Annotated in this window: 35 protein-coding genes and 1 pseudogene; 25 read left to right on the top strand and 11 right to left on the bottom strand. The window is 67.2% G+C overall.

Annotated features, from left to right (window positions below):
• Window positions 1-313, bottom strand: a pseudogene (locus QHF89_RS06160) (hypothetical protein); the annotation flags it as partial.
• A 356-nt stretch (window positions 314-669) separates the two neighbouring features.
• On the opposite strand from QHF89_RS06160, the gene QHF89_RS06155 reads away from it, so the two are divergent.
• On the top strand, window positions 670-1,284 hold the full coding sequence (locus QHF89_RS06155) for an outer membrane beta-barrel protein (protein ID WP_136967073.1): 615 nt from the start codon (window positions 670-672) through the stop codon (window positions 1,282-1,284).
• A 56-nt stretch (window positions 1,285-1,340) separates the two neighbouring features.
• Here QHF89_RS06155 and QHF89_RS06150 read toward each other — a convergent pair whose 3' ends face one another.
• On the bottom strand, window positions 1,341-2,285 hold the full coding sequence (locus tag QHF89_RS06150) for a DUF72 domain-containing protein (RefSeq protein ID WP_284720140.1): 945 nt from the start codon (window positions 2,283-2,285) through the stop codon (window positions 1,341-1,343).
• 430 nt (window positions 2,286-2,715) lie between these two features.
• On the opposite strand from QHF89_RS06150, the gene QHF89_RS06145 reads away from it, so the two are divergent.
• The 8 genes from QHF89_RS06145 to QHF89_RS06110 all read left to right on the top strand — a co-directional run bounded on the left by QHF89_RS06145 (window position 2,716) and on the right by QHF89_RS06110 (window position 10,331).
• Window positions 2,716-3,198 carry a hypothetical protein gene (locus tag QHF89_RS06145; protein WP_136928629.1) on the top strand — a complete coding sequence of 161 codons (483 nt, stop codon included), beginning with the start codon at window positions 2,716-2,718 and terminating at the stop codon, window positions 3,196-3,198.
• 59 nt (window positions 3,199-3,257) lie between these two features.
• On the top strand, window positions 3,258-4,430 hold the full coding sequence (locus QHF89_RS06140) for a class I SAM-dependent methyltransferase (protein ID WP_420814215.1): 1,173 nt from the start codon (window positions 3,258-3,260) through the stop codon (window positions 4,428-4,430).
• Between the two features lie 159 nt (window positions 4,431-4,589).
• Window positions 4,590-7,004, top strand: a complete 2,415-nt coding sequence (locus QHF89_RS06135; RefSeq protein WP_284720139.1) for a SpoIIE family protein phosphatase — start codon at window positions 4,590-4,592, stop codon at window positions 7,002-7,004.
• Between the two features lie 22 nt (window positions 7,005-7,026).
• Window positions 7,027-7,944, top strand: coding sequence for a slr1658 superfamily regulator (locus tag QHF89_RS06130; protein WP_136928627.1), 918 nt, complete (start codon window positions 7,027-7,029; stop codon window positions 7,942-7,944).
• Between the two features lie 252 nt (window positions 7,945-8,196).
• The gene (locus QHF89_RS06125) at window positions 8,197-8,982 is read left to right on the top strand and encodes a PP2C family protein-serine/threonine phosphatase (RefSeq protein ID WP_232379460.1); all 786 of its coding nucleotides are present in this window, start codon (window positions 8,197-8,199) and stop codon (window positions 8,980-8,982) included.
• Entirely contained in the window at window positions 8,979-9,485 is a 507-nt protein-coding gene (locus tag QHF89_RS06120; protein WP_136928625.1) for an ATP-binding protein, read from the top strand. The genes QHF89_RS06125 and QHF89_RS06120 overlap by 4 nt, the downstream gene beginning before the upstream one ends.
• On the top strand, window positions 9,482-9,889 hold the full coding sequence (locus QHF89_RS06115; protein WP_136928624.1) for a hypothetical protein: 408 nt from the start codon (window positions 9,482-9,484) through the stop codon (window positions 9,887-9,889). The genes QHF89_RS06120 and QHF89_RS06115 overlap by 4 nt, the downstream gene beginning before the upstream one ends.
• A gap of 196 nt (window positions 9,890-10,085) precedes the next feature.
• Window positions 10,086-10,331, top strand: coding sequence for a hypothetical protein (locus QHF89_RS06110; RefSeq protein WP_136967076.1), 246 nt, complete (start codon window positions 10,086-10,088; stop codon window positions 10,329-10,331).
• Window positions 10,332-10,683: 352 nt separating this feature from the next.
• Here QHF89_RS06110 and QHF89_RS06105 read toward each other — a convergent pair whose 3' ends face one another.
• Complete coding sequence (locus tag QHF89_RS06105; RefSeq protein WP_136967077.1) at window positions 10,684-11,004, bottom strand: ATP-binding protein; 321 nt, start codon at window positions 11,002-11,004, stop codon at window positions 10,684-10,686.
• A gap of 26 nt (window positions 11,005-11,030) precedes the next feature.
• Between QHF89_RS06105 and QHF89_RS06100 the strand changes: the two genes are divergently transcribed.
• The 16 genes from QHF89_RS06100 to QHF89_RS06025 all read left to right on the top strand — a co-directional run bounded on the left by QHF89_RS06100 (window position 11,031) and on the right by QHF89_RS06025 (window position 21,052).
• Entirely contained in the window at window positions 11,031-11,660 is a 630-nt protein-coding gene (locus tag QHF89_RS06100; RefSeq protein WP_136967078.1) for a response regulator transcription factor, read from the top strand.
• Between the two features lie 130 nt (window positions 11,661-11,790).
• Window positions 11,791-11,982, top strand: coding sequence for a hypothetical protein (locus QHF89_RS06095; protein WP_136967079.1), 192 nt, complete (start codon window positions 11,791-11,793; stop codon window positions 11,980-11,982).
• Window positions 11,961-12,308: a hypothetical protein gene (locus QHF89_RS06090; protein ID WP_136967080.1), complete on the top strand. Its 348-nt coding sequence runs from the start codon at window positions 11,961-11,963 to the stop codon at window positions 12,306-12,308. Before QHF89_RS06095 ends, QHF89_RS06090 begins: the two co-directional genes overlap by 22 nt.
• Window positions 12,305-12,502 carry a hypothetical protein gene (locus QHF89_RS06085; RefSeq protein WP_136967081.1) on the top strand — a complete coding sequence of 66 codons (198 nt, stop codon included), beginning with the start codon at window positions 12,305-12,307 and terminating at the stop codon, window positions 12,500-12,502. Before QHF89_RS06090 ends, QHF89_RS06085 begins: the two co-directional genes overlap by 4 nt.
• A complete protein-coding gene (locus tag QHF89_RS06080; RefSeq protein WP_136967082.1) occupies window positions 12,499-12,768 on the top strand; it encodes a hypothetical protein in 270 nt (89 codons plus the stop codon). The genes QHF89_RS06085 and QHF89_RS06080 overlap by 4 nt, the downstream gene beginning before the upstream one ends.
• A 23-nt stretch (window positions 12,769-12,791) precedes the next feature.
• A complete protein-coding gene (locus QHF89_RS06075) occupies window positions 12,792-12,995 on the top strand; it encodes a hypothetical protein (RefSeq protein WP_284720138.1) in 204 nt (67 codons plus the stop codon).
• Window positions 12,996-13,084: 89 nt separating this feature from the next.
• The gene (locus QHF89_RS06070; RefSeq protein WP_284720137.1) at window positions 13,085-13,933 is read left to right on the top strand and encodes a DNA-methyltransferase; all 849 of its coding nucleotides are present in this window, start codon (window positions 13,085-13,087) and stop codon (window positions 13,931-13,933) included.
• 552 nt (window positions 13,934-14,485) lie between these two features.
• Entirely contained in the window at window positions 14,486-15,025 is a 540-nt protein-coding gene (locus QHF89_RS06065; protein ID WP_136967084.1) for a hypothetical protein, read from the top strand.
• A complete protein-coding gene (locus tag QHF89_RS06060; RefSeq protein ID WP_136967085.1) occupies window positions 15,022-15,468 on the top strand; it encodes a hypothetical protein in 447 nt (148 codons plus the stop codon). Before QHF89_RS06065 ends, QHF89_RS06060 begins: the two co-directional genes overlap by 4 nt.
• On the top strand, window positions 15,449-15,649 hold the full coding sequence (locus QHF89_RS06055) for a hypothetical protein (protein WP_136967086.1): 201 nt from the start codon (window positions 15,449-15,451) through the stop codon (window positions 15,647-15,649). Before QHF89_RS06060 ends, QHF89_RS06055 begins: the two co-directional genes overlap by 20 nt.
• Window positions 15,649-15,870: a hypothetical protein gene (locus tag QHF89_RS06050; protein WP_136967087.1), complete on the top strand. Its 222-nt coding sequence runs from the start codon at window positions 15,649-15,651 to the stop codon at window positions 15,868-15,870. Before QHF89_RS06055 ends, QHF89_RS06050 begins: the two co-directional genes overlap by 1 nt.
• Window positions 15,871-15,957: 87 nt before the next feature.
• Window positions 15,958-16,974: an RNA polymerase sigma factor gene (locus QHF89_RS06045; protein ID WP_136967088.1), complete on the top strand. Its 1,017-nt coding sequence runs from the start codon at window positions 15,958-15,960 to the stop codon at window positions 16,972-16,974.
• A gap of 391 nt (window positions 16,975-17,365) precedes the next feature.
• Window positions 17,366-18,217, top strand: coding sequence for a hypothetical protein (locus tag QHF89_RS06040; protein ID WP_136967089.1), 852 nt, complete (start codon window positions 17,366-17,368; stop codon window positions 18,215-18,217).
• Window positions 18,218-18,219: 2 nt separating this feature from the next.
• Window positions 18,220-18,618, top strand: coding sequence for a helix-turn-helix domain-containing protein (locus QHF89_RS06035; protein ID WP_284720136.1), 399 nt, complete (start codon window positions 18,220-18,222; stop codon window positions 18,616-18,618).
• 47 nt (window positions 18,619-18,665) lie between these two features.
• On the top strand, window positions 18,666-19,805 hold the full coding sequence (locus tag QHF89_RS06030) for a PEGA domain-containing protein (RefSeq protein WP_136967091.1): 1,140 nt from the start codon (window positions 18,666-18,668) through the stop codon (window positions 19,803-19,805).
• Window positions 19,806-20,002: 197 nt separating this feature from the next.
• Window positions 20,003-21,052, top strand: a complete 1,050-nt coding sequence (locus QHF89_RS06025) for a hypothetical protein (RefSeq protein WP_136967092.1) — start codon at window positions 20,003-20,005, stop codon at window positions 21,050-21,052.
• Window positions 21,053-21,080: 28 nt separating this feature from the next.
• Here the strand turns inward: QHF89_RS06025 and QHF89_RS50135 are convergent, their stop codons facing one another.
• From QHF89_RS50135 to QHF89_RS05985, 8 genes are all read right to left on the bottom strand, one after another.
• Window positions 21,081-21,806 (bottom strand): hypothetical protein, encoded by a 726-nt coding sequence (locus QHF89_RS50135; protein ID WP_136967093.1) that lies wholly within the window; start codon window positions 21,804-21,806, stop codon window positions 21,081-21,083.
• Window positions 21,807-21,872: 66 nt separating this feature from the next.
• Window positions 21,873-22,514, bottom strand: coding sequence for a transglycosylase SLT domain-containing protein (locus QHF89_RS06015; protein ID WP_284720145.1), 642 nt, complete (start codon window positions 22,512-22,514; stop codon window positions 21,873-21,875).
• Entirely contained in the window at window positions 22,511-23,065 is a 555-nt protein-coding gene (locus tag QHF89_RS06010; RefSeq protein WP_284720135.1) for a hypothetical protein, read from the bottom strand. Before QHF89_RS06010 ends, QHF89_RS06015 begins: the two co-directional genes overlap by 4 nt.
• 2 nt (window positions 23,066-23,067) lie before the next feature.
• Window positions 23,068-24,105, bottom strand: coding sequence for a hypothetical protein (locus QHF89_RS06005; protein ID WP_284720134.1), 1,038 nt, complete (start codon window positions 24,103-24,105; stop codon window positions 23,068-23,070).
• Window positions 24,092-24,478 (bottom strand): hypothetical protein, encoded by a 387-nt coding sequence (locus QHF89_RS06000; RefSeq protein ID WP_136967095.1) that lies wholly within the window; start codon window positions 24,476-24,478, stop codon window positions 24,092-24,094. Before QHF89_RS06000 ends, QHF89_RS06005 begins: the two co-directional genes overlap by 14 nt.
• Before the next feature lie 126 nt (window positions 24,479-24,604).
• Window positions 24,605-24,754: a hypothetical protein gene (locus tag QHF89_RS05995; RefSeq protein WP_284720133.1), complete on the bottom strand. Its 150-nt coding sequence runs from the start codon at window positions 24,752-24,754 to the stop codon at window positions 24,605-24,607.
• Window positions 24,754-25,335: a hypothetical protein gene (locus QHF89_RS05990; RefSeq protein WP_136967096.1), complete on the bottom strand. Its 582-nt coding sequence runs from the start codon at window positions 25,333-25,335 to the stop codon at window positions 24,754-24,756. Before QHF89_RS05990 ends, QHF89_RS05995 begins: the two co-directional genes overlap by 1 nt.
• Window positions 25,336-25,338: 3 nt before the next feature.
• Window positions 25,339-25,815 carry a hypothetical protein gene (locus QHF89_RS05985; RefSeq protein WP_136967097.1) on the bottom strand — a complete coding sequence of 159 codons (477 nt, stop codon included), beginning with the start codon at window positions 25,813-25,815 and terminating at the stop codon, window positions 25,339-25,341.
• Between the last annotated feature and the right edge of the window lie 13 nt (window positions 25,816-25,828).

The following is a 25,828-nucleotide window of genomic DNA, read 5'->3' as shown; positions in this document are numbered from 1 at the left end:
TCGGCGCCGCCTTCGCCGTCGTCGCCGGAGCCGGCGCGGCCGCGGGCGCGGGCGTCGCTGCGGGAGCTGCCGCCGCCGGGGCCGGAGTCGCCGCCGCTGCTGGGGCTTCCGCGGGCGCGGCGGCCGCGTTCGTCGTGCCTGCCGCCTCCGCCCCTGCCGTCGACTCGTCCTTCTTCTCCGTCGCGGTCTGTGCGGGGGCCTCGGCCTGCGGCTCCTCGGCGGCCTTCACGGGCTCCTGCGTCCCGGCACAACCTGCGATCATCGCGCTCGCGCCGAGCGCCGCGAGGGTCTCGTAAATGCTCTTCGCGTTCATCGTCTGCTCCTCGATCCTTGGTGATCCAACTACGGCCTTCACCCCCGCGCGGATCCGCCGCCTAGCATCCGCGCCCTCCCCGAGGCCTTCGTCGTCGCTCCTCTACTCTCTGCCCGAAGCGCCTCGGGCGGCAACAACAAAGGCTTGACAGCCCGCAGCGCCCTGACTTCGCCGCGCGATGCTGCGCCTCGCGCGCCTGCTGTCCGCCCTCGCGGCACGGCGCGAGTCCGGGCCGCCCGTCTGGACGTGCAGGGTCCGACCTGCACAGCCTCCATGGCCCGCAGCATGCACTTGGACACACGCAAGGCGAGACTCGTTCTCGGCAAAAACCTCGAGCATTCGCTGAGGAGGAAGCAATGACCACCGGACGAATCGTGGCGGCCCTCGTGGCTTTTGCCGCCTTGGGAGCGCCGACCTTGGCCCACGCGCAGGACACCCGGCGAGGCCTGCCGCCGGCCGATCAGCCCGCCATTCGCCAGATCCCGAGGCCGACCGCGTTCTCCGTGGAAGGCGGCGCGGGCATCGTCGGGTTTCTGGGCGGCGTCGGCAGCCTCGGCCCCGGCTGGAACGTGCGCGTCACTGGCCTGATCAACGATCGCTGGGCGGTCGAAGGCAACTACCTCGGAAGCGCCAACATCCGCGCCGACACACGCACCCAGCTCGTGATGACGTCGCTCGACGCCGGCTTCCGGTACAACCTCGCCGACGCGAACCGCCTCCCGCTCCAGCCCTTCATCGTCGGCGGCGTTGGCTACGCCGGCTTCGCGGGCAGATACGGTGACGGCTTCACGCTCGTCGTCCCCGTCGGCGTGGGCGCGGATCGCATGCTGACCGAGAGCATCAAGGTCGGCGCGCGCTTCAACTACCGCCCGGCCTTCTTCGACAACCTGGGCTCGCGCATCACGCCGGCCGGCGACGAGCCCGGCGCCGACACCTGGACGCTGCTCGCCCAGATCGGCGGCGGCTTCTGATCAAGAGGAGGGGCGGACCCGCGTGGGTCCGCCTCCTTTCGGTCGGGACGTACGGCTCAGCGACCCGCAGCGATCCGACGCGCGAGCGCGCGCACGGTCAGCGGCGCGGATCCTTCCACCTTGTTGTTCACGAGCACCATGAGGCTTCGGCCCTCGCGGGCGCAGCGCGCCGCGACCTCCACGACGTCGGCGCGGGACGCCTCGTCCGTCGCCACGATCTTGTCGAAGGGCGCGCACATGCGTCGCCGCTCCTCGTACCTCTCGCCGGGGCGTATGGACAACCGGCACACGACGAGCGGCGCCGTCAGGATTTTCGGCACCGCGAGTTGCCGGCCGATCGTGGGCATTCGTTCCCACAGGCCGAGCACGTGCGTCACCCCGTGCCGCGCGAGCGTGTCGAGGTACGCCCTCGAAAGCAGCTCCGGGTTTCGCAGCTCCACGGCGTAGCGAAACGATCGAGGCGCTGCCTCGAAGAAGCGATCGAGCCGCTCGGCGAGCTCGCCGGCCTCCATCCGCTCCTCGGCGCGGATCGGCGAGAGCACGAGCAAGAGCACGCCTACGTTCCGGGAAAAACTCTTCTCGATCGGAACGAGGACACGCTCCGCGAACACGCGGGGATCGAGGAACCAGGGGGAGCGCTCTCCCGTGTGGGGATCTCGGCGCGCCACGATTCCGCTCCACACCTTCATCGCGCAGCCGTACCCGTCGGGCAGATCGTCGCGGTACCGCGCGAGCTCCTCGGCGCGCAGCGGCGCGTAGTAACTCCGATCGATCCCTACGGTGCGGAACAGCGGGTTTTGCGCGTAGAGCCGGAGCCCGTGCGTCGTGATTTCCCGCTCGGGGATATCCTTTGGGTAGAAAATTCCTCTCCAGCCTGGGAACGTCCATGTCGACGTCCCCAGCCGAACGGTGGGAGCGAGCTTCTCGGCGATCGCGCGGTCTGCTTCGATCTCGGGGAGCTCGGGCTCGGGCTTGCCCGAGAACAACACGAGCTGCTTCATGGGAAACACCTTCGGCCGGGCGAGCCAAGACGAACCTAGCATGCGAAGCTCGTTTCGTCTCGCCGCGGACAAACCTTCGGGTTTGGCGCCGGCTTTCGGGTGAACTGCGCTACAAGAGGTTTCTGTTTCTGCGGCTCTTCGCCGTCCGCCGTGGGCTTCGTGCTTAGCGCGTGGCCGTGTGGTGGACCGTGATAGGGGTGGCATGGTAGCTGCTACCCGCGCGTGCGCGAACGGCCGCTTGCGAAGCATGTTGAGACACGTCGCGAGCCACCACGGTTGGACAGACGGCACTCGACGTCGACGTCGGGACCGGCTAGCCTTTCTAGGCCGACGGTCGGCCGCCTTCGAGGTCCCGATGTCGATTGTCAAGACCATCACACCGGCTCCACCCATGGAAGCCGAGTTCGCCTCGAGCCGATACAGGATGATCATGGCGGCTCGCTTTACAGTGGGCGGCTTTGCTCGGGAGTGGGGTCACTGTCATCTGCTCGCGAACTACCTCGCCCGTTATGTGAGCGCGAACGAGGGGGACCCCGAGCGGCATGCGACGCTGCTTTCGACGTTCATCAACGAGCTTCTCGAGGTCATCTATCGCAACCACGCGGCAGACGGGCAGATCGAGCTCATCTTCCGCAAGCGGGGCCGGCACGTGATCCTGCAGATCACGCTTCCGGTCACCGAGCAGAATCGAGTATTCTATCGTATGGCCGTGCAGATCGTGAACCAGCCCGATCTCAAGAGCTGGTATCGCGCCAGGCTGGAGGATCCGGCGGACGGCGAGGATACGATGCTTGGTTTGCTCGAACTCGCCGCTGTGTACACCTGTACGCTCACGATATCCGAGCCGCCGGGCCAGGACCGGTTGAGCCTCTTCCTCGAGCTGCCAGAGGTCGACGATATGGGGGAGGTATGAGCAACTCCATCGCTCCCGCGTCTTCGGGTACGCCGTCCTCCGGCGTACCTCCCTCGTGTATGCCCGTGGCCCTCAACATGAGGCTCACGGGGAACGAGGAGCAGGAGGTGACCCTCACGGGTACATTGCGCCCGTTCGTCGCCGATGAGATGGCCTCGGTTCGCGCTTCCCTCGAGCAAGCGGCTCGGAGCGCGCGAGGCACGTTGTGCGTGAACTTGAAGCGGCTCAAGTACATGAACAACGTCGCGTTCCTCGAGCTGAATCGCTTCGTGCGTTGGGTGGCGCATGCGCGTCCGGACCTTCGTATCAAGTTCGTCCTCTCGAGCGTCATTCCCTGGGCCATACGCAAATTCCAGGTCATTGCCGAGCTCTATCCGGCGGTCACGATCGAGGTCTATGACAAGGCCCTCTATCCGACCCAGCAGGTGCTCGAGGACGACGAGTTCATTACCGTCCTCCGGATGCAAGAGAAGCTCATCTGGAATCACGAGCAGGAGCTTCTGACGCAACACGGCTTGCGCCCGGGGCTGCGGGTGGCCGACATCTGTTGCGGGCTCGGCTGCTTCGACATCTTCATCCAGCGTGACTTCCGGCCCGAGTACCTCGTCGGCGTCGATCATTCGAGGCCCCTCCTGCGGTATGCGCGGCAGGTGGTATCGGATTACGGGCTGGAGAACATCGAGTATCAATACGGCGACGCGGCGGCGCTCCTCCTCGCCGACAACTCGTTCGACTTCGTGGCCTGCCGGCTATCGCTTCAGATCTTCCATCAGCCGGAGAAGATCCTCCACGAGCTCGTACGGATATGCCGCCCCGGCGGGCGTATCTACATCACGAACGAGATGCTCTCCTGCGTGGTTGGCTATCCCAACGAGGAGGTCATTCAGCAGGGGTACAAGAGCTTCCTCCAGGCGAGCCGTCATGGCGGCGTGGACCTCGACATGGGACCGAAGGGGCGGTTCCTCCTTCAGGGCGCGGGGCTCGAAGACATCAAGATCAGCCAGATCAACATCAGCAACACGAACTCCGACCCGAACGATCTCGCGCGGGTCGTCGAGCTCTGGATCCGCGTCGCCTGGCAGTTTGGCGCGGCGGCCGGCGCGGATCCATCCCTTCACGCGGATGTCGAGAAGGGTTTGCGGGCCCACATGGAAACGATCCTCAGCGATCGTGGATATGCGGTATGGCCCATCATCGCTGCGTCGGGGCGCAAGCCGTTCCGGACCAGTTGATCGCGACGCAGAGCCACTGGAGTCAAGGAATCGTCGATCGTCGGACGCGAACGTTGGCCGGGGAAAGAGCGCATGTTTCGTGTGGATCCCAGGACGCAGACCGTTTAACGTGGCACCTCTGCCGGGGGCCCCGAGGGCGTTGCCAGGAGATGGGTAGACGTGTCGTCAGACGCTCGTGAGAGTCTCAGAGGAGCGAAGGCCAACGGCCTGCTCGCGAGATTCAAGAAATTCAACACCAAGTTTCTTCTGGTCACGGGCGTCAGCGTTCTGCTCGGCGCGATCCTCAACATGCTCGTGGCCCGTCAGGGCATCCACAAACTGAGCCTGGAGGCGACCCGCGAGATCGAGGCGGGCCTCAATATCGCCTACCGCGAGTCGCTGACGAACCACCTCGTCGACACGAGCCAGCACGTCAACTCGAGCTTTCAGCAAGCCATCGCCGACCTCGAGGTCGTCTCCGACATAGCGCAGACCATCGTCGACAAGGACGGCGACATGAGCGGCATCCACGCCACCCTGTCGTCGATGCCGTATTTCAAGGATCGGTTCACGTTCACGCCGCCGACGCAGCGCAAGGACAAGGACGGCAAGGAGCAGCCCGCGGGGGATTGGCTGCAGAACGACGCGACGGAGCCTTCGGTCATCACGGCCTGGGGCTACATGCAGAAAGACGGCGTGATCCTGCCCGACGCGCAGGCGGCCATCGACAAGTCCGCGTACCTGGACCTTATCCTACCGTCGTTCACGCGGCACGGGGCGCCGAAGCTCCAGATCTACATGGTGGGGCCGCCCGCGTATCCGTTCGTGCGCCTTTCACCGTACGTGGACCTCGCCAAGGTCTTCGACGAGCTCTATCCGGGTCATAATAAGACGAACTTCTACGAGTTCTTCTATGCCGGCCTCATCCCGAGCTGGGAGACGTGGATCAAGGAGCCCGGCGGCGTTCAGGCGCGCAAGACCCACGCGACGATCTTCCCGCCGTACATGGATGCCGGCGGCGGCGGCCTGATCATGACGATCTTCCACCCGGTGTGGTCGAAGGAGCGGACGGGCATCGAGGGGGCAGCCGCCGTTGATCTGACGCTGGAGACGCTCATCACGTACATCAAGGACGTCAAGCTCGCAGAGACGGGCTTTGCGTTCCTCGCGCAGGCGAACGGCAACGTCGTCGCGGTCAATGACACGGGCGTGAAGAAGCTCGGCCTGACGACGAAGGCGGACAAGCAGGGCCTCGAGCTCCTGCATCGGTTCTTGAAGGACAGCACCGAGCCTGAGGTCGCGGCGATCGCGCTCCCGACCGACGTGGCGGTTCACTACCGCGAGGATGTGCAGATCGGCGGACAGCCGCACATCATGGTGCTGAAGCAGTTGACGACGTTCCAGACCCTGGCGGACGGCAAGATCGCGCCGGAGAACTGGACGCTCGGCTTCGTGGTGCCGAAGAAAGAGATCTATGCGTCTTTGTACAAGGCGCAGGATGCGATCGAGGCGAGCCGGACGAGCATCGTGGCGAGCCAGGCGTTCGTCTCCTTCGGCTCGATCCTCGTCCTCATGGCAGGCGTCTTCCTCGTCTCGCGGAAGATGACCGGCACGCTCGTGGCTCTCTCGGAGGGCGCGACGCGCATGCGCCAGGGCGACTACGCGGTGCGCGTGCACGTGACGAGCGAGGACGAGATCGGGCAGCTCACGGCGGCCTTCAACGAGATGGCCGCCGAGATCCAGGCCCATACGAACAACCTCGAGGCGCTCGTCAAGGCACGGACCGGTGAGCTCGAGGACGCGAACAAGGAGATCATGAGCCTCAACGCCCAGCTCGCGCAGGAGAACCTGCGGCTCGGCGCGGAGCTCAACGTGGCGCGGCAGCTCCAGCTCATGGTGCTCCCGCCCGCGCAGGAGCTGCAGGAGATCAAGGACCTCGACATCGCGGGGTACATGTCGCCTGCGGACGAAGTCGGCGGTGATTATTACGACGTGCTCCGCGGCAACGGCGTCATCAAGATCGGCATCGGCGACGTGACGGGGCACGGCCTCGAGAGCGGCGTGCTCATGCTGATGGTGCAGACGGCGGTTCGCACGCTGCTCGCCAGCAACGAGACCGATCCGACGCGGTTCCTCGGCATCGTCAACAAGGTCATCTACCAGAACATCCAGCGCATCAGCTCGGACAAGAACCTCACGCTGTCGCTGATGGACTACAGTGACGGCAAGCTCCGGCTCACGGGGCAGCACGAAGAGGTCATCGTCGTACGGGCCTCGGGCGAGCTCGAGCGTGTGGACACGACCGGGCTCGGGCTCCCGGTGGGCATGGACGAGGACATCACCGATTTCCTCTCCAACACCGAGATCGATCTGGAGTCGGAGGACGTCGTCGTTCTCTTCACGGACGGGGTGACGGAGGCGGAGCGCACGGATACGGCGCAGTACGGCGTCGAGCGGCTATGCGATATCGTCTCTCAGAACCACAAAAAGACGTCGCAGGAGATCAAGGACGCGATCATCGAAGACCTGATGAACCACATCGGAACCAACAAGGTCTACGATGACATCACCGTGTTGGTCATCAAGAGGCTATGACGCGTAGGAGACCGGCAACACTATGAGTGAGATCATTGGCGTCTATTCGCTGGACGATTCGTTCAGCGAGCACATGTCGTTGACCCTGTACCCGGATTCGTTCGCGGTGCGGTGGAGCCTCTGCAACCTCACGGCGAACTTCATGGCGGAGTACTTCGCCGAGCTCTTTCCGGATGCGGACAACGACGGGAAGCTCATCAGCCGGGCGGAGGTCAGCGGCGCGGTGAGCTATGTGTTGAACGAGCTCGTGGAAAACGCCGTCAAGTTCAACCGCAGCGGTGACATCAATGTCACGGTTGGGATTGGCAAGGAAGATCTGGTGTGCCTGGTGAGCAACCACATCGCCAACGGTGAAGTCCCTCCGCTGCGGGAGAAGCTGCTCGAGCTCTCGCGTGAGGATCCGGGGGAGCTTCTGCGTCGCCAGGCCGAGGCCAACGCCGAAGACGTCGAGGCGACGGGCTCAGGCCTCGGGTATCTCATCATCATGAGCGATTATGGCGTGAGCCTGGGGTGGAAGCTCGATCCGGTCTCAGCGCAGAACACTTGCATTAGGACGATGGCGCGGCTGCCCATCTTGAAGGAAAGGGCGAGAATGGAAATCAAAGGTGGAAACTATCGAGTCTGGTACGACCCCGCGGAGGTCACGGTCTACTTCGAGGGTATCTTGCGCCTCGGCGGGCCGCAGGAATACCAGCCGATCGAGGATCTGCTCGAGAAGGTCCTCCTGGGCAACGCGAAGTCGATCACGATCGACATGCGCACGCTGAACTTCCTGAACAGCTCGGGCATCAACGTGCTCTACAAGTTCGCCATCGCCATGCGGAAGAAAGGGGACGTGCAGCTCGTCGTCCGGGGCTCGAAGGCCATTCCGTGGCAGGGCAAGTCGCTCCCGAACCTCAAGAAGTTCAACCAGAACTTCGAGATGATCTTCTGTGACTGATAGGAGAGGGGAACGTAGGGCGTCCGCGTCAGAGGATTTCTTCGAACGATGACCGCATCGAAGGACAGCTCGTCGGATCCGGTGGCCGAAGCTCGGTCGGAGCAGACGGATCTCGAAGCCGTCAAGGCGCTCCTATCGGACGACGCTGCTTGCAAGGCTTTGCTCGCACGCGAGGGTGGGGCTCTCGAGCTCCTTGCCCGGTGTCGAGGCTTGGTCGAGCAATGCGAGCGCCTCCGAGCCGACATCGACGAGATGTCCGTGGTGCACGAGCTCACGCTCGAGCATGCGACGCGCATCGAGAACGAGCTCGAGCTTCAGCACCGAACCCTGAGCGAGGACCTCGAAGTTGCCCGAGGGATCCAGCAGGCGCTTTTGCCAGACGCGTCCGCGCTTTCCGCGGAGCTGGAAATCGCCATCTACCACAAGCAGCTCGCGGAGGTTGGAGGAGATTACTACGATTTTTCCCAGCTACCCGGGGAACGCTTCGCGGTCAGCGTGTTCGACATCTCGGGGCACGGGGTGTCGTCGGCGCTCATCATGTCCTTCTTGAAGGCGCAGATCGAGAATGCGACGCGGCGTTCCGACAGCCCGAGCGCGATCGTGGATTGGGTCAACCGTGCGTCGTATGCCTTCCTCCGTGGAGTGAGGCGGTATGCCACGGTGAACTTCGTTGTGTTCAGCGATCGGTTCATCCGGTACGTTTCCGGAGGCGGATATGGGCTCCTGGTCCGGCACGGGATGCAGCGAACGTTCAACAGGGTGGGCAATTACATCGGTTTGAGGACCAAACCATTCCGTGAGTTCGAGCTGCCGTTCGAGCAGGGAGACGTCCTGGCGCTGTACACGGATGGTATGGTCGAGGCTTTAGATGCAGAGGGAAAGGGTTATACCGTGCAACGTCTCAACGACATCATCGCGCGGCATAGCGAAGAACCCGTCCAGGATATCCTGAAGAGATGTGTGGACGACTATACGTCCTTCAGGGCCGAGGACATCGACGACATCACGCTCCTCATCATGCGAAGGTGCGCTAAATGAGCGCCGGGGGCAACCGGACGCAGACGGCCGTCGGAGCGTCGATTTCCATCGCGCCGCTCGATCACGTGGCCGGAGACGTGGCAGGCCTGCTCGGGAACTTTCTCTTCGACCTTTTGGGGATGTTTTACCCGCGGCAGATCTGCTCGAAGGCGAACGTGGTCGTCATCGAGCTGGTCACCAACGTGATGGAGCACTGCTCGATCCGGGACGGCGCGTTGCGCGTCGACCTGAAGATCGACGGCGACGAGCTCATGATCACCGTGGCGAATCCCGCCACGGAAGACGAGTTCAAAGCCGTCCGCGATCGCTTCACCATCATCGCCAACGCCGAGGACCCGCGCAAGCTCCTCGCTGACACGGTCTATCGCCGGCGTATCGACAAGGCGAAGGGAGGCCTCGGCCTCATGCGGCTCACCGCGGAGAGCAAGTTCAAGCTCACGGCTGAGTACGAGCAGGGGTTCCTCGTTGTCAAAGCGCTATTCCCGATGAGAGGTTTCGCATGAAGGTCCTCACCTATGGTGAAATCATGGACGGCGGACTGAGCGTGTTCCACTCGGTCGCGAAGCTCGATGATCATCACCTGATCCTGACGTTCGAGGGCGTCATCCGGGTGGACAACCCCTACCGCTACCTCCACACGTACCTCGAGGAGCTCGCGAAGGTCCTCCCCCGGCAGTCCGTCACCGAGACGACGATGGACTTCGTCAAGATGCGCTTCTGCAACTCGAACGGGTTCTACGTCATCATGGATATCGTCGACGCGGTTTACAACCTCGTCCCCGGCCGCGTCACCGTGCGCCGTATCGCCGACGATGATTGGCAATGCGAGACCCTTCCCATCCTGCTCAACCTGAGCGAGGAGCACATTGCCGCGAGGACGAACTTCGAGGACGTCAAAGCGCCCTGACCGTCCGGACGCTCGGGCGCCGAGTGTTTCGTCCCTCCCCAGCATCCGTTTTTGCTCAAACGGATTGTCTTTCCATCCATTCCACTGCCAGTCTTTCCTCGCAGGGCGCCGCGGTTCGATCAGAATCGCGCTGTCGCGAGATCCGTAGCCATTTCGTTCCGATCGCCGGAACATCGTGGAGCCACGAAGTACGGTATTGAACCGCACGGAGGCGCCTTCGACCGTCAAGGCGTGGAAACGTTACGCCGTGGTGTTCTTATCGGCCGGGCTCGGCCTCGGCGCGCGTGCATTGCTGATGCCGGCCGTCGGTAATGCCGTCCCGTTCATCACGATGTTCTTCGCCGTGGTATTGAGCGGCTGGTATGGTGAATTTCGTGCCGGTATGCTTGCCGACGCTCGTCGGCGGCTCCAGCGTGGCCTGGTTTTTCCTTCGGTACGATGAACCGCTCCTCGGCGGGTGGGCTGAAAAGGTCACGAGCCTGGTTGTTTTTTTCGGGAGGGGCGTGCTCATCCGTTGGTCCACGAACGAGCGCAACGTGGCGAGCGCGCACCTGCGCGAAGCCCACGAAAATGAGCGCTTGGCGCGGCAAAACGCCGAGCGAGCGACGGCGCGCGTGGCCTTCTTTCACTCTCGAAGCGCCCCACCGAGCTCGAACCGGTGCTCACGCGGGCGCTCGAGATGGCGAGCCCGCTGCTCGAAAAACGTCGCCACCACGTGACCATGAACGTGCCGCGGATCGGGCCCGTCGTGCACGCGGATCCCGACAGGCTCGCGCAGGTCTTCGCGCACCTCTTCACGAACGCGGCGAACTACACCGAGCCCGGAGGGAGCATGGAGGTGTCGGCTCAATCCTGCTGCCATGCCCCAGACTGTCGCTGTTCGCCGACACCTCGCCGTCGTGCAGCGACACCAAGCTCTTCACGAGCGTCAGGCCGATGCCGAGCCCGTCTGCGCTGCGCTCCATGCTCTGCGCGCCTTGCACGAACGGCTCGAAGACCCGCACGAGCAGCTCCGCGCTCATGTCCACGCCCGTGTCGCGCACGGCGGCGACGATCGTCTCGCCATCGTCATCGACGACACGCACCCGATGCGCAGGGAGCGGCCGCGTGGGCATTCACGTCTCCTCGATCGCGCGGAGCGATGACGGAGGACGCAGCGACGCTGCTCGCGGACGTGATCCGCGCGCAGGGATGGTCCATGGCCATGGCCTTCAACGGGCCGCAGGCGCTCTCGATGCTCGCGTCGTTCGCGCCGGACGCGACGGTGCTCGGCATCGGGCTGTCGGCGATGGCCCGTCAAGCCACGGAGCACCGACGTGCTCCTCGCTGCGATGAACGGGATGTGGTGAGGACTCTGCGCGCCACAGTGGATTCGAACCACTGGCCTTCGGCTCCGGAGGCTGGGACAAAAGATAGCGATTCCGGAGAGATAGGCCCACCAAGGGGAAGTCTTGGGGAAGTTGGGCGCGGTGCCGCCAAACTCGCCGCTGGGCACGTCGTCACGGTGGCCAATCGTGAGGGCGACCACGGGCAGGCGCTCGCCGCCGCGGCGACCGTTCTTGCCGCCCGGGCCTCGGGGGGCTGGATGGTCGACGAGGCGACCGCGGCCGAGCTGGTAGCGCGCGCCGAGCGGTATGTGCGTGCGGTCGCGAGTCGGAACCGGTTCGTCAACCGGTACGCGCTTGACCTCTGCGATCTGCTCCTCGCGACGTTCGCGGACGCGTCGCATCCGGCCGCGAAGATGACGCGGGCGATGCGTGGGGCGGGGTGAACGCGTGGAGCAAGCCCCGCCGCAAGGTTTACCGGGCAGGGCCGCGAACTACGCGCGCGGAGGCGAAGCGCCTGCGGGCGCCCCTAGAGCGCGTCCGCGACGAGGCCGACGTACTCGTGGGAGAAGAGCTATGAGCACCAACAGAAGCAAGGCGATCCGCGTGTTGCAGCGATGCGCCGCGCACCTCGTCGGGAAGACGGGCGAGGTCGTCGGCTCGTGGGTCCTGCGTGGGCGTCGCGTGTTGCGCGTGATGATCGAGGGCGTGCCGTGGGGGTTTTACGCCGACGAGGAGGGACGAACGTGGAAGCTCGTGAAACCGTGACGGGGAAGATCGTAGGCATCGACCTCGATGCCGTGGACGCCGAGCGTGCCATGGAGACGGCGCGGCCAGGGCAGCGGCTCACGAACGCACAAGCGTCACGCGTCTATCGTGACCAGGGCGCGCAGTACCTCATCACCGCTCGGCAGTCGATGAGCGTGGGCGATCATCGGCTGGCCTCCTCGTACTGCCGGAAGGCAGCGGAGGCGTTCGACATCGCCGCGACGTACGCCGAGCGGGAGAGCGACGCGCACGCGGGCGAACCCTCGCAGGGCCGACCCATCCGGCACACGTACGAGCCGCCGCGCGCCGCCGAGGAGGCCCGATGATCCGCGCGCTCTTGATGGCTCCCACCGTGCGCGTGGTCGAGGAGGGCGAGGGCCACGCGGGGATGGTGATCCTCAACGTCGAGCAGGGCGACACCGCGGTCCTCGTCGGGCTCGCGCCATGTCGCGCGCGTGCCATCGCGGCGGAGCTCGTGCGGCGTGCCGAGGCGCAGGAGAGGAGCACCGGCGCGCGATGACCACCCGACGCAAGGGCGAGCCCATCGCTTGCGGCCGCTGCCTCTCCTTCGACATCGTGGTTGGCGGCCGTTCGTGGCAGTGCCTCGCGTGTGACGACGGGGGACGCCTTCCGGAGGTCGAGGCGCTGCCGGTCGAAGATGAGCTGGCGGATTACCTCGCGCAGCCGGCGTTGCTCGGATCGTCGACCTCGCCCGAGGGGCGGATGATCGCGGCGCGGTTGCTGCTGGCGTTCTTCGGACGTGGACGCGGGGAGGCCCGGCCTTGATCGCTGCCGTTCTTCTGGTCGCCGTGGCTCTCGTCGTTCTGGCGCTGCTCGCAACGGGCGACTCGGCGGAGCTCGAGGCCGAGCAAGGGCCGGGATGGTGGCGCGAGGCCTGCCGGTGCGGTCACGCGCGGGCCTTTCACGACGAGCTAGGGCACGGCGCGTGCGCCTACCGCGGCGACCGCTGCGCGTGCGTCGGGTTCGTCGAAGCGGAACACGCGCCGGGATAGCGGCGACGGAAGCGAACCCCAAACCCAGGCCGAGCGCGATCGCGCTCGGGTCAGCGTCGAGGTGTGCCCGACGCGAGGAGAGAAGAGCTTTGGACTGGATCGAAGAGGTGAAGGGCGCGGCCTTGCGCGTCGCACCGCGCGAAGGCTCGATCGCGGAGGTCATCGCGGGTCGGGCCGAGTGGGCGATCACGAGCGGAGACGCGCTCGAGTTCCTCGAGCTCCTGCCTCCGGCGTGCGCCGATGCCGTGTGGTGTGATCCGCCCTATTGCTCGGGAGGCTTCTTCGAGACGGCCAAGCGGCGCGCGCGCGGGATGCTCCAGGCCGAGACCATCAAGCGCCTCGGCTGGTTCGTGAATGACAACATGGGGACGACGGGCCTCGTGTGGCTCCTGCGATCGGTCGCGGTGCGCGCTGCGCGTGCGTTGCGCTCTTCGGGGCACTTCGGCTGCTTCACCGATCACCGGATGATCGACGCGCTGAAGCCCGCGCTCGAGTCGAGCGGGCTTCGGTACTCAAACCTGCTCGTGTGGGACAAGCTGACGCCGGGCCTCGGCAAGGGGTTTCGCGCGCAGCACGAGGTGGTTCTGCACTTCGTGAACCGCTCGCCCGAGTACCACGCGGGCGACGAGGGCAACATTCACAGCGTGCGGCGCGTGCCGCCGAAGAAGAAGAACCACCAGACGCCGAAGCCGCCGGAGCTCGTCGCGCGCCATCTTCGCGTGGTTGCTCCCCCTGGTGGCCTCGTCGTCGATCCGTTCGTCGGAGGTGGCGGCATCGGCGTTGCGGCGCTGAGGGTCGGTGCGCGGTTCATCGGCTGCGACGTCGATCCGGGCATCTGCGAGGACGCGCGCGAGGCCCTGCGCGCAGAGGCGGCTGCGCTCGCGGGAAGCGGCCGAAGCAAAGGCGCGCGGGGGCGGCTGGCCCTCGCGCATGCGTGATGGATCAGGGCTTCGAGCCCTGCGGAGAGGACATGGGGATGGCAACGAACGATCTCGGGCTGGCGCTCGAGAAACGAAACGATCTGATCGAGCTGCTGCGCGAGGCCGACCGAGGCGGCCGCGCGCTTTGGGCGTTTGCCGATCATGACTTCGAGATCGAGGCCGCGGCGATCCGCACGCGTCGCAACGAGGCGCGGGTCTACTTCGGAGCCGCACCGGAGCTTCGCGCGCTCGCGCTCGTGCCGCCGTTCTGCGAGCACGGCGCGGACGACCGGGCGATCCTGCGGGCGGCGCGTGAAGCGGTCTTCGGGGCGCTCGCGCCGGGGGAGCGGGGAACGCTGACCGCGGCCGAGTTCAGCGCACGCGCGCGGCCTGGCTTGCCGACCCGGCGCGCCGACCTTTGCGCGCTCGCGGAGGTGGCGCGCCGCCGTTGCGATCGGTCGCCCTGCTGGCGAACGCCGTCGACACGACGGAGGCCGCCGAGCGGGAAGGCCAGAACTACCTCCGGACGCTCCTGCACATGGAACGCCTTGCTGGCCTCGGGAGGGCCGCATGAGCGCGCCGAGCGATCACCAAAAGGAGGAGGCGCTGGAGTTCGTGCTCGGGATGCTCACGGGCCTCGGCGTCATGTGGGGCGAAGAGGGGTTCGGTGCTCTCGTCGCGGAGCTCGCGCGCACCGTGGACGAGCACGCCCCGCACAAGGAGCCTCGCGCGCCGGTGCCCGCGGAGCCCTTCGCGGCGATCAACGAATTCCGCGGCCGTCTCGGGGCCGCTCTCGAGCGGCTGGACCTTGGACAAACCGAGCGGCTTTGCGGGGAGTTGCTGGACAGGATGGCCGCTGCGGAGGTTCCCGCGGTTGGGGAGCGGCTACGGACGTTGCTCGAGGGGGTCACGCCGGACGCGCTTTCCCCGCCTGCCCCGCGTCCCGTCGTCGCGGCGGTCGAGCTGCTGCACACGGCGCTCGGAGCCGCATACGGCAGGGCGTACGACCTCGCGATCGTGGTGGGTGACACCGTGATCGCGGCGCGCGATCGAGACGGGGGAACGGAGATCAGGCCGCGAGCGGTGGGAAGCGAGGAGGGAACAGGATGAACGAGGATCCGAAGCTCCAGAGCGAAGAGGCGGACCACACGCGCGAGATCGAGGCCTCGGCTGAGCGGCTGCGGCCGCGCTGGTGGAGTGGCGCGCGCGCATGGGTGGGCGGGGCGATCGAGGCAATCAGCGCGAAACTTCGCGGGAGGCAGCCAAGCAAGAGCGCCGAAGGGGACGCCACGAGCAGCCCGGAGCGCGTCGAAGAGCCCGCGCGCGTCGAAGAGCCCGCCCACCAACCCCTCGAGGCGTGCCGCTTCTTCCTCTGGCAGGGAGACGATCCCAGGCTCGCGGGACCCCGGCCGCTCGAGGTCATCGAAGGGCCCGAGGGATTCGAGGGGCTTCACGAGCCGCGCCGGATTCACGTGGACACCGAGGCCGATCGCGTCACGGAGCCCGGCCCCATCCTCTGCGATCGAGGCGAGCATGCCGCCGACGTGCGGTGAGCAGGTCCGCGCGGAGCTGGCCGCGCGGGGGCCGAGCAGCGCGGCGATGGTCGCCGCGCTGCTCGGTCTGCCGGCTAAGCGGGTCGAGGCGACCCTGGCCACACTCGCCCGCGACGGCCAGGCCTGGCAGTCGCCGGAGCTCGCCCTCTGGCACGTGGGAACGAGAAAGGAGCCGCGGTAATGGCGGTGGAAGAGGTTGTCCTGGCCTTCGCCGCGGCCGTCGAGGAAGCGGCACGGGGGCCCGCGTGGAACGAACCCGACGAGGCGCCGCCGGTATCGCCCGAGTTCGCGATCGCTCGGGGCGTCGCGGCCGCGCTGGAGCTTTGCATTACGCCTCGGGCGCGCGCCGTGCTGCGCTTGACCGCGCGCAACCTGCGCGAGCGACGCGAGCGCGGCGGTTGACCGCTCCAGGCCGACCAGGGCGGACCCCTCTCGAAAAAATCGACACCCGGGTAAATCAAAACGTCTCCGAGAGGGCCATATGGGGATGTGACACCCGCGCCCGTCGAGACCCCGCCCCGCGACGTCGCCTTCGCCGAGCTGTACGAGCGGTTCGCCCTGGAACTCCCGCGCTGGCTCCGTTGGTTTGGCGTCACCGGGGCCGAGCATGAAGACGCGGTCCAAGAGGCGATCGTTGCGATCTGGACGAACGCACCCGAGGTGATGCGAGATCCGCGCGGCCCGAGGGTGGCCATGTTGCGGCTCGCGCATGCGGTCGCTCAGAGCGTCCGCCGTGGCGCGGCTCGTCGGCGCCGGCTCGAGTCCGAGGCCGGGGAGCTTACGCCGTCGCGAGGTGTCGACATCGAGCGCTCGATCGAGCTCGTTCTGGCGATCGAAGCGTTGCGCCAACCGTATCGGCAGGCCGTGATCCTCTGTGACGTGTACGAATACACAGTTGCGCAGGCGGCGGCCGAAATGCGCGCCACCGTGCCTTCGGTGAAGAACTGGCTGGCCCGAGGTCGAGTGGACGTGCGGCGCGACGTCGACAACCGGAGCGAGCGCACGGGGCTCATCGTCGCGCCGTTTGCGCTGGGGCTCGATCCGGTCACGCGTGCGGCCGTCGCCGCGTTGCGCGCGGCGGAGGGAGGTGCCCCGAGCGTTGGGGGGCTGGGGGGGCCGCCGGGCCAGCCTCCTGCGGCCCCTGCGTTCTTCGGACCGCTCCCGCTCCTGCCGGTCAATCCATGGATCGTCGCGGCAATCATGGGAGGCGTGGTGCTCGGGTTTGGCGTCATCGTCGGCCTCGCGGTGCTGTTCGCACCGCGGCCGGTGAGGCGACCGCCGATGATTGCGCGTGACGGTCTGTACGTGCCCGAGGTAGGCAGCGACATGGCGCCCGAGGCGCCCGCGGAGGTCGCTCCCGTCGAACCCGCGCCGAGGCCGACGCAGGCCGCGCGCGGAGGCGCGCCCCGGAGGAGTTCGTCCCCGAAGCCTCCCGCTGACGCGCCTGAGCTTCCGGACGTGCCGGACGTGCCGCGGCATGTCGTGCCGCCTCGCGCCGGCCCGTAGTCGCAGCGTTCGGACGAGACGGCACGCAGAGCGGGCGCAGGCGTATGGACGCCCGGCTCGTGCACCTGGCCAAGGAACACGGAGAGGACTGCTCCTGCGTCCGCTCTGCGTGCCGTCTCGCTGAGCCTTGATCGCCGCGGCGTCGCATTCCGCCGCGCTGGGGAGAGGTGCGGCCATTGAATCCGAGACACGTAAACGCCGTGCCGATCGGGCCTGCTGGCGCGTCGGCCGAAGACCGATCGACGGAGCCCGGCACGTATTGGGAGCGCCCTACATTGCCGGAGGCCGGTCATCTGGCCAGGCGAGAATCGGAGCCGGGGCCCCCGTTGATTCCTCGGTGGTCTTTTCTGCGATGGCTCGCGGGTGCCGTGGCGTGCCTGAGGGGGCGCACATGATTGCCGCCCGTGTGCGAAGCTCCGCGCCCGAGACGGTGCCCTGGCGAAAGGGGCCGCGGTCCTCGGCGGCCGGGGTTCTCGAACGTCTGCCGCTGTTGAACCGCGCCGAGATGGCCGACGCTCTCGACATGCTGCGCGCCGAGCTCGCGATGCGCGGCGATGGGCACGACGTGCGGCCGCTTCTCTTGGCCCTCGAGCGCCTTGCGCCTATCGCCCTCGATAGAGGCGCGCCGGGCGTCCCGTTGGTCCGCGTGCGCCAGGCGTTCCCGCTCGTGTCGCGTGGAGATCTCGACGCGGCCCTGCTCGACGCGGAGGCGCGCCGCCTTGTGGCGCTCGTGCCCGCCGACTACGTGCTGCGGGGCATTGAGCGGGCCGCCGCGCTCCCGACCCTCGACCGGGGGCTGCTCTACTACTGCGCGCCGCCGGATAGCGGGAGCTTGCCGCCGTCGCGCCGCACCGTGCCCAAAGCCCTCGCGCTCATGCGCGAGCTGGCCAAGCGCGAGGACACCGCCGAGGCCTTCGCCAAGTTGGACGCGTGGATCGTGCGGCTGCTCGAGGCTCGCCACGCGCCTCTTTCGACGGACGGGCGGGAGGTGCTTCGGAAGATCGGGTCCTTCGCGGCCAGCTACCAGGGATTGCCCGGGGTTCCGTTCTCCGTGCTCCGGTACGCGTTCGCGGAGGAGCTGCCGCGCCCTGCATTTGATCGCGTCGTCCTCGCGCTCGAGGCGGAGAGGCGGCTGCGCCTCTCGCCGCTGTTTCCCGGCGAGGCCTTCGCCGATCCATGCGCGGCCATCGAGGACCCGCGCGGCCAGCTCTACTTCTGCGCCGCCGACCTCGGGAGGCGCTGACCGTGGACCGGCTCGCGTTCTCCTGGTGGCTCCATGCCCTGGGAAAACGGGTTCGGGATCTACGTCTCGCGCTCGACTTATCCCAGGCGGTTGTCGCGGCCCGGGCGGGAATCAGCGCCTCGCACCTGTCGGCGCTCGAAAACGGCTGCGCGAATGCCGCCGTGGACACGCTGCACGGGCTCGCGGTGGCTCTCGGCGTCGCGTTGATGGACGTGCTGAACATCGAAAGCGGCCCGCGCGGCGTTTTCATCGAGGCCACCCGCGGCCTACCCCGCGGCGCCCTGGCGCGCGCGCGGAAGCGGCTTGAGTCGAAGAGCCCGCCGATCCGCCCGGGCCCGAGGTCGCACACGGGGGGTCGCGTCCGTCGTGGCCGTGCGCGACGCCTTGCGCCGCGAACCTAGAATCACCTCGCCAATCGGAGCGGTTTGTCAGAGAATGACCGCCGCCCATGGCCCGCGCCTTCGTTCGGCTTACCGTGACTGCCGCCGCGCTTGCGTTTACGCCCGCGGCCGCGGCAGAGACCTCTGCCGCCGTCGCGCCGACGACCACGGCGCAGGGCCTCGACTTCCAAACGCTCGTCGACCTCGGTGATGCGGCACGCGCTCAGGGCAAGTCGGAGGCCGCGCGCCGTGCGTACCTGCACGCCCTGACACTCCGGCCGAACGAGCCGACCGTTCTGGGCCGCTTGGGCCTCACCGCTGCGGAGCTCGGGCAATGGGTCCGGGCGGTGGAGCTCCTGCACGATGCCATCGAGGGCAACGGCGGTGACTCCGACGCCGAGCGGGAGACGTTCGGAAAAATGTTCACCCGGGCCCGTAACGAGATCGGGCTGGTCCGGGTGAAGCTCAACGTCGTTGGCGCCGTCGTGCGCATCGACGCGGAGCGGCTGACCGGCACGGGGGCCGGGTTCGTGGCGTACCTCGAGCCCGGCCGGCACGTGCTCCGCGTCGAGGCCCCGGGGTTCGCGCCGTACGTGCAAGCCTTCATGGTGACGAAGGGAGGGACGCTTCCACTCGACATCGAGATGCAGCGCGTCCCGGAGCCGTCACCGGACCCCGCGCCAAGCGCTGCGCCGGCCCGCGAGCCGGTAGGCCCATCCCCTTCTCACAGCCCCCGCTTTCTCGTGGGCCTCGGGGCCTCGCTTGCTGGGGGGTTCGCTCCGGGGTCGGCGCTCGGTCCGGTCGGGCTCTTCGAGGTTCGATGGCCCGTGGGCAGCATCGGGCTGTCTGTGGGGCTCGATGCGCGCGGAGTGATGGGGCTCGGTCGTCTCGAGTTAGCCCCCAACTCGGCGCTCTGGTCGGTATCGGCAACGCTCCCCGTCTGTGTCCACGCCCATCGCGTTTTCTTGTGCGGCTTGGGGCAGATCGAAGCCGTGATCACACCGGGGGTCACGGACACGGTCCGCCCGCTGGCGGGCGGCGGGGCGCGGGTCGGAACGGAGTTTGTCTGGGGGGCTTTCGGCGTGCGCGCATGGGGCGATGTGGTGGTGCGACCGTCGCCCCCGGATTATTCGCTTGGCGGTGTCGAGGTTTGGCGAGGCTCGCCCATTGCCGGGGCTCTGAGCATCGCGGGGGTACTGACTCTCTAGGCCCGGGAGGTTTTTCCGTGTATCGTGCAGCCATGCGGCGACAAACTTGGATGGGGGCGGCAATAGCGGCAGCGGTTGCTGGCGCGGGCCTTGTGCATGGGTGCGGCTGGGACGGTCACGCCGCAGACAGATGTCCGTACGGTCCCGATCATCCGCAATACAATGAGCCTGCTTGCCGCTACGCGCGTGGAGAGTGCGTGCCGGAGCTCCCCGCGTTCTCGAAATACTGCGACGCCGGCACCGATGCTGCCCAGGCTGACGACGCGGCCATGGAGGCGAAGAGCTGCGAGCCACGCGGCGACTGCATCCCGAACGAGCCCGATGGCTTCGAGCCGCCGCAACCCTTCTGGATCGGCCCGCACGACAAGGCGAAGCTCTTTTGTCCCGACGACGTGGGCTCGTTCGGCTCGCTCGCGTACGCCGATCTTCAGCCCGTTACCGCAAGCTGCCCCGCGTGCGTGTGCGGGCCGATCGAGGGCACCTGTTCGCCGAGGCCGGGACAGATCCAGATCCGCGCGGGCTCGTGCGCCGAGGCGCAGACGCCCACCGTCGACTTCGGAGCGCCGGCCGGTTGGGACGGCTCCTGCACGAGCGCAGGCGCGCTCCCGGCCGGCGCGGAGTGCCCGCCAGGGAGCGGCATCCCGTGCGCGCAATCGGTCTACGCTTCGGCGCTGCCTGACCCGGTGGAAGGGTGCAAGCCCGAGCCGGTGCCCGTACCCAAGGCGACGGCCGACGCGCCGTGGTGGGGCCAGGTCGCGCTATCGTGCAGCGCGAGCCCGCCCGCGCCCGCGTGGACGTGCGAGGCGGCGGATACCACGTGCCAGTGGAAGCTGCCCCCGGGCTATCGGCACTGCGCGCGGCGCGAGGGGGTCCACGCGTGCGTCGAGGGATCGCCCTACGCGGAGCGGTTCGTTGTCTATCCGTACGACGCGATCAAGGACTCGCGAGGGTGCAGCCCGTGCGAGTGCAAGGCCTCCGGGGGCGCGTGTTACGGGTCGTTCCGCGTGTACGAGGACGAGGCGTGTTCGGTCCCGCTCATCGTCCAGCCGAAGGACTCGATCCAGCACTCGTGCGACCCCGTGACGCCTCCCGGCGGTCCGATCGGCAGCAAAGAGATCACCGATCTTCAGTACGCGCCGGGGAAGTGCCAACCGTCCGGGGGCGCGGCCTTCGGGACGGTTGAGCTTGACGACGCGCGCGCCGTCACGTGGTGCTGCATGGCGGAGACGAAAGCGCCCGACCTATGATGCTGTCGGCAAATTTTGACTGCATGCCCTATGAAGACAGCGCCGTCAATTTTTCCGTGATCCGATCAATAAGTAGTTTTTGGCGCGCTGCCTTGAACCCCTCCCAATTTACGCCTTGATATTCCATCAATGGGATGCACTGAGTGGGAAGGGACGATTTTTTGAAATTCGGTCGCGCTGTCGTCTCCGCTGGACTCTCGTTCCGAATGGTTGCGTTGGTGCTCTCCGTGACGATCGCGAAATTGACGATTGCATCGCAGTCATCAATTTTCTTGGATCCAAGCTTCTTCGGAAAAAGATGATGGATTTCCAATGGCTTATCAACATCGCGAAGCCGTAGATCCGCCAGCAGATCGCGTGCATCGTATGACGCCAGGAGGCACAGCATGCCTCGGAGGAAAATCTCGTTTCGCTTTCGGTGGTCTGCAAGTAGATCTCGGTCCAGGCGAAAACCCGTGACGCTTGCGGGCGCTGCTGAGGCATCGAGGCGCCAGGCCCTCAAGGCGCGAGCATCGGCGATGGCCTGCGTGTTAGCGCCCTGCGCGGCGGGCGGCGCGGGAGGATCCGGCGGAGGCCGGAACGCGCTCGCGGTCATCCGCCCCGCGACGACGGCCGCAATCCACCCCGCCGCGGCCGTCCCGTCGAGGACCCGCGCCCAGGCGAGCACCACGAGCCCGAGGATTGCAACGACGTCGACCACGACGCCGGACCACGGCCGATGGCTTCCGCCGCCCTGCTCCGCGTGGTTGCTCATCGACGAGCCTCCGGGCACGCCGGACGCGAGTGCTCCGCGTGCGCGATTGCGATGCCTCGGACGGCCCTATAACTCAGGTAAGCCATCCCAGCCCACATGAGCAGCGATATCAGGTCGCCCGCGGCCAGGGTCCTCCGGCTTTCCCGCCTCGTCGGGTAGGAAGTTCATCATGTAGAGGTGGCCCGGCGTCGCGCGTTTCGCGCGAGGCATTCGCGCGTAGAGCGGCGCAACGATCGCCTCGAGCTGCTGCTCCGGGCTCATGTTCAACACGCCCAGGATCGCCTCCTTCGTGCCGAACCCGGGGAGGTGTGCCCCGACCGTCAACTGGATCAGCCCCGCCGCCGGCAGAGGGTTTAGAGCCTTCGGGTTGAAGCCGCTCTCGCTCGACATGATGGCGGCCATCGAGTCGACAGGAATGCCGAGCCCTTCGCAGAGGTCGAGGAGCCGCGCGCGGAAGGCCGGCGTCATCTTCTCGAGACCCTTGACGGCGAGAATCGTGTTCCTTGGGGCGCCACGCAGCTCAGGGCGCGCGCCTCCGTAGCGGGCCCACTCGGGCGGGACCGGGCCCGGCTTGTCTTCGCCGACTGCATAGGCGCGCGAGCGCCAGAACTCGCGGCCGCCGCGGCGGAAGCGCTCGCGCAGCGCCGCGAGCAGGTCACGCGCGGCCGGGGCGCTCAGCGCGCCGAGCTGTAGAATGACGTCAATCATCCCCACCACTCCGTGATGAAGGTCACCCCGCGTTCAGCGAATGCGATCAGGTCACCACCGATGCAAGGGATCGGGATGTGATCGAGGGTGCCGGTCATCGGTCCGAGCACGAAGCCCACAGCCTGTTTCGTGCACCGGATGCGGCTGTGATGCTTCGGCACGTAATACGGCAAATCGATGTTGACCACTCTCGTCGTGAGCGGGTGCCATGTGAATTGAGGCGCGCACCGCAAAACCGACGTTTCGACCCGGTACTCGAGCTCCGGATCGCCGTCGCACAGGTAGAGGGATCCGGGCCAATTCAGATGGATCGGCCCCGCGAGGTCGAAGTGCACTTCGATCGCGGCGTCCGTCGCATCCCCACCGAGCCCAGCGGCAGCCGGCCGGATCTTGCCGTGGTCGATGACATACACGGCGTGCAGGTTGCGGCCGGTCCCCCCGTAGACCCGCTCCGCGCCGAGCACACTACCCGTCAAGAGGCAGGGCGAGCAGACATCGAGGAGTTTGACCCAGCTCCCCCGATCAGCGCCGAGGCCGCGAATGGCCCACACGACTATTCCTCGTCCTCGTCGTCGTCCTCATCGAAGGCGCCGCCATCGTCGTCATCCTCGTCGTCGTCCTCATCGAAGGCGCCGCCATCGTCGTTATCTTCGTCGTCGTCCTCGTCGAAGGCGCCGCCATCGTCGTCATCCTCGTCGTCGTCCTCGTCGAAGGCGCCACCCTCGTCGTCATCCTCGTCGTCGTCCTCGTCGAAGGCGTCGCCCTCGTCGTCATCCTCGTCGTCGTCCTCGTCAAAGGCGCCGCCCTCGTCGTCATCCTCGTCGTCGTCCTCGTCGAAGGCGCCGCCCTCGTCGTCATCCTCGTCGTCGTCCTCGTCAAAGGCGCCGCCCTCGTCGTCATCCTCGTCGTCGTCCTCATCGCCTTCGGCGCCGCCGTCGTCGTCCTCGGCACCGTGCGCGCTGCACGTTCCGCCCTCGCAGGGCTTGCCGTGGGCGCACGCCTCGCGTCCTGTGCGCGCTTGATCGCCGCGTCGTCGACGGGTTGCATCCCGCGAGCGACAGCCACGAGCCGAATCCGCGAAGGAGGCGCCCGCAGCACCTTCGCCGTGATCACCTTCTCGGGCCGCGCGGCCTTGCGCGGCTTCTTGCCCTGCGCGCGGCGCGCGCGGGCCTTGGCGAGTGCGTCTTGCTTGGCCTGCTCGATCGCGCCGCCGACGAGGCCGAGCGCGGCCGAGAGGACTCCTGCCACGGCCCCGGCCGGCGGGAAGACGGTGGCAAGCCCGGTCGCCGCGACGGCAGTAACCTGGCTGGCGGTATTGAAGGCGCGGATCGCGTCGTCGGCTTTGACCGGGCCCGCCCCCTGCTCGCCCATATCGAACATCGTGGGATCGATTCGCACCTGATACCCCTCGCCCTCGTATTCGCTCGGCTGCATTGCCGGCATTCCGTGCCGCACCGAGGGATCCAGGATCGTCCCGTCGATCTCTCGGAGATAGTAATGCCACATCCGCGCCCCCGTCCGCACAATGCAGAGCAGGATTGGGCGGCGTCGCGCGAGGAATGCGGCGTACCGGATCATCAGATCCTCGCAATCACCGCGCCCTTGCGCGTCGGTCTGCTCCGGGCGTTGCCATTGGTCCAGAGCCCGCAGGCGACGATCCCGACGCCGTGTATCCCGTTCATATCGCAGGGCCGCGCTCGGGGCGCCCGGATCGGGGGCCGCGAGCACGAGCGCAGCCCGTGGAAGAGCTGCGGCGTGGACTGGATGTTGCGGACCGTGGCCTCCACGGTCGTGCCGCTCTGGAACACGCGGCCCGTGAGGGGGCCGGGGCGATCGCAGCGGTTGACGTTCGCGAGAAAGCTCGCGAGGTTGATCGGCGAGCCGCCCACGACGTCATAGCCCGCCACTTTGAGCGACGTCAAAAGGAAGTTCGTCGCGTCCTCGTCGACCGCGGACCAGTACACGAGGTAAGCGTCGTCAGGCAGCGTGAAGGATGCCGTGGCCGTCGCGCTCGCGTGGATGGCCGCGGTCGGGTCGGAGGGAACCAGGCTGTAGGCCTTGTTCGGGCGCGCGTTCTCCTCCGCGGACTTCTACGCCATGGCCCCGAGGAACGCGCCGATCGACCGATCGACGACGGGATTGACCGGCGCCGCAGGCTTCCGAAGGGGCGCAGGCACCTTCTTCGTCAGCTTCATCTTGATACGCTTGGTCCCCTCGGTCAGCTCGTCCAGAATATCCATCAGGTCGTCTTTTCTTCCCCCTGGGGCATCGCCCCAGAAACTTCGGTAAGAAGCTCGTGCACCAATTCGATGCCGGCATCCTGTTGCAGTCGTTCGATCGTTTCGTCGGACAACCGAGCCCATATCTCCGCGAGCACCGCCGCAATGGGCCGCCCCTGCTCGGGGCGCGCGATGGCCACCGCCGGCTCAGCCGCAGGCGTCGCCGCGGCGAGCATTCGACCCGCGACGACCTGCTGCACGACGGAGCCCCCCACCTCGCGAAGCGTGCCGATGATCGCAGCGCTCCTCCGTTCGCGCCCCTCCATCTCGGCGCGCTTGAGCTCGATCTCGGCGACGAATTTTGCCCGCTCGAGGTCGGAGCGCTGAAGCCCTGCGATCTCGGCCCCCTGCGCCTTGATCGTCGCGGCCTGTTCGCCGATGGTCCCGGCCAAACCCTTGACCATGCTGTCGTAAGTCAAGAGCGTCCCGGAGATCTGCGCGAGCGTGTCGTTTTGCCGCGCCATGATCTTGTCGGCGAAGCGGGTAAACGACTCGGCAAGCTCCGAGGCGCCTGAAAAGTCCGGCTGGGCGCGGCCGGACATGGGCTACACCCGGGCCGGCGCCGTCGTGGTGAGCCCAGGCTGCTGCGCGGTCTGTCCGCGCTGCGCCATCTTGCGCCCGTTGTCCCGGCCCGACACATAGAGCGGGCCTGCCGCGAGGCCGCGCGCGAGCGCCGACGCGCCCTCGGCGAAGTCGGGATCGTCGAGCCACACGCCCGCGAGCGCGAGGCCGAGGCCCGCTACGGAGACGAGCTTGAAGGGGCCCACCTTGTCGGAGCCCTTCGCCTCGAGATAGCCATCGGCGACGCCCGCGCCGAATGCCGCGCCCGCCGTGATCGCCGAGGAGAGGCCCGAGCCCACCCGGTCACGCACGCCGCGCGAGAGCACCGCGAGATCGGCCTTGAGCGCTGCGTTTTCCTTCTTGATCGCGCTGGCCTCGCGGCGAACCTGGGCCATCTCGGCCTGGTTCTTCACGAGCGCCAACTGCGCCGGCCCGACGGCCGGCATCGCCATGGTTGCCATTTCCTGCGTTTCC

Source organism: Polyangium sorediatum, from assembly GCF_029946465.1.
GTDB lineage: Bacteria > Myxococcota_A > Polyangia > Polyangiales > Polyangiaceae > Polyangium > Polyangium fumosum.
Note: the sequence above shows the minus strand (reverse complement) of the source record. Positions and strands in the feature narration are given on the sequence as shown.

Coding starts and splice junctions, on each gene's coding strand:
- QHF89_RS06145 (WP_136928629.1), top strand. CDS start 2,716: ATGGCGGCTCGCTTTACAGTGGGCGGCTTTGCTCGGGAGTGGGGTCAC.
- QHF89_RS06065 (WP_136967084.1), top strand. CDS start 14,486: ATGAGCGCGCCGAGCGATCACCAAAAGGAGGAGGCGCTGGAGTTCGTG.
- QHF89_RS05995 (WP_284720133.1), bottom strand. CDS start 24,754: ATGGATATTCTGGACGAGCTGACCGAGGGGACCAAGCGTATCAAGATG.
- QHF89_RS50135 (WP_136967093.1), bottom strand. CDS start 21,806: ATGAGCAACCACGCGGAGCAGGGCGGCGGAAGCCATCGGCCGTGGTCC.
- QHF89_RS06130 (WP_136928627.1), top strand. CDS start 7,027: ATGAGTGAGATCATTGGCGTCTATTCGCTGGACGATTCGTTCAGCGAG.
- QHF89_RS05990 (WP_136967096.1), bottom strand. CDS start 25,335: ATGTCCGGCCGCGCCCAGCCGGACTTTTCAGGCGCCTCGGAGCTTGCC.
- QHF89_RS06040 (WP_136967089.1), top strand. CDS start 17,366: ATGATTGCCGCCCGTGTGCGAAGCTCCGCGCCCGAGACGGTGCCCTGG.
- QHF89_RS06120 (WP_136928625.1), top strand. CDS start 8,979: ATGAGCGCCGGGGGCAACCGGACGCAGACGGCCGTCGGAGCGTCGATT.
- QHF89_RS06125 (WP_232379460.1), top strand. CDS start 8,197: ATGTCCGTGGTGCACGAGCTCACGCTCGAGCATGCGACGCGCATCGAG.
- QHF89_RS06095 (WP_136967079.1), top strand. CDS start 11,791: ATGAGCACCAACAGAAGCAAGGCGATCCGCGTGTTGCAGCGATGCGCC.
- QHF89_RS06150 (WP_284720140.1), bottom strand. CDS start 2,285: ATGAAGCAGCTCGTGTTGTTCTCGGGCAAGCCCGAGCCCGAGCTCCCC.
- QHF89_RS06030 (WP_136967091.1), top strand. CDS start 18,666: ATGGCCCGCGCCTTCGTTCGGCTTACCGTGACTGCCGCCGCGCTTGCG.
- QHF89_RS06105 (WP_136967077.1), bottom strand. CDS start 11,004: ATGCCCACGCGGCCGCTCCCTGCGCATCGGGTGCGTGTCGTCGATGAC.
- QHF89_RS06115 (WP_136928624.1), top strand. CDS start 9,482: ATGAAGGTCCTCACCTATGGTGAAATCATGGACGGCGGACTGAGCGTG.
- QHF89_RS06015 (WP_284720145.1), bottom strand. CDS start 22,514: ATGATTGACGTCATTCTACAGCTCGGCGCGCTGAGCGCCCCGGCCGCG.
- QHF89_RS06140 (WP_420814215.1), top strand. CDS start 3,258: ATGCCCGTGGCCCTCAACATGAGGCTCACGGGGAACGAGGAGCAGGAG.
- QHF89_RS06080 (WP_136967082.1), top strand. CDS start 12,499: ATGACCACCCGACGCAAGGGCGAGCCCATCGCTTGCGGCCGCTGCCTC.
- QHF89_RS06100 (WP_136967078.1), top strand. CDS start 11,031: ATGACGGAGGACGCAGCGACGCTGCTCGCGGACGTGATCCGCGCGCAG.
- QHF89_RS06050 (WP_136967087.1), top strand. CDS start 15,649: ATGGCGGTGGAAGAGGTTGTCCTGGCCTTCGCCGCGGCCGTCGAGGAA.
- QHF89_RS06085 (WP_136967081.1), top strand. CDS start 12,305: ATGATCCGCGCGCTCTTGATGGCTCCCACCGTGCGCGTGGTCGAGGAG.
- QHF89_RS06060 (WP_136967085.1), top strand. CDS start 15,022: ATGAACGAGGATCCGAAGCTCCAGAGCGAAGAGGCGGACCACACGCGC.
- QHF89_RS05985 (WP_136967097.1), bottom strand. CDS start 25,815: ATGGCAACCATGGCGATGCCGGCCGTCGGGCCGGCGCAGTTGGCGCTC.
- QHF89_RS06155 (WP_136967073.1), top strand. CDS start 670: ATGACCACCGGACGAATCGTGGCGGCCCTCGTGGCTTTTGCCGCCTTG.
- QHF89_RS06055 (WP_136967086.1), top strand. CDS start 15,449: ATGCCGCCGACGTGCGGTGAGCAGGTCCGCGCGGAGCTGGCCGCGCGG.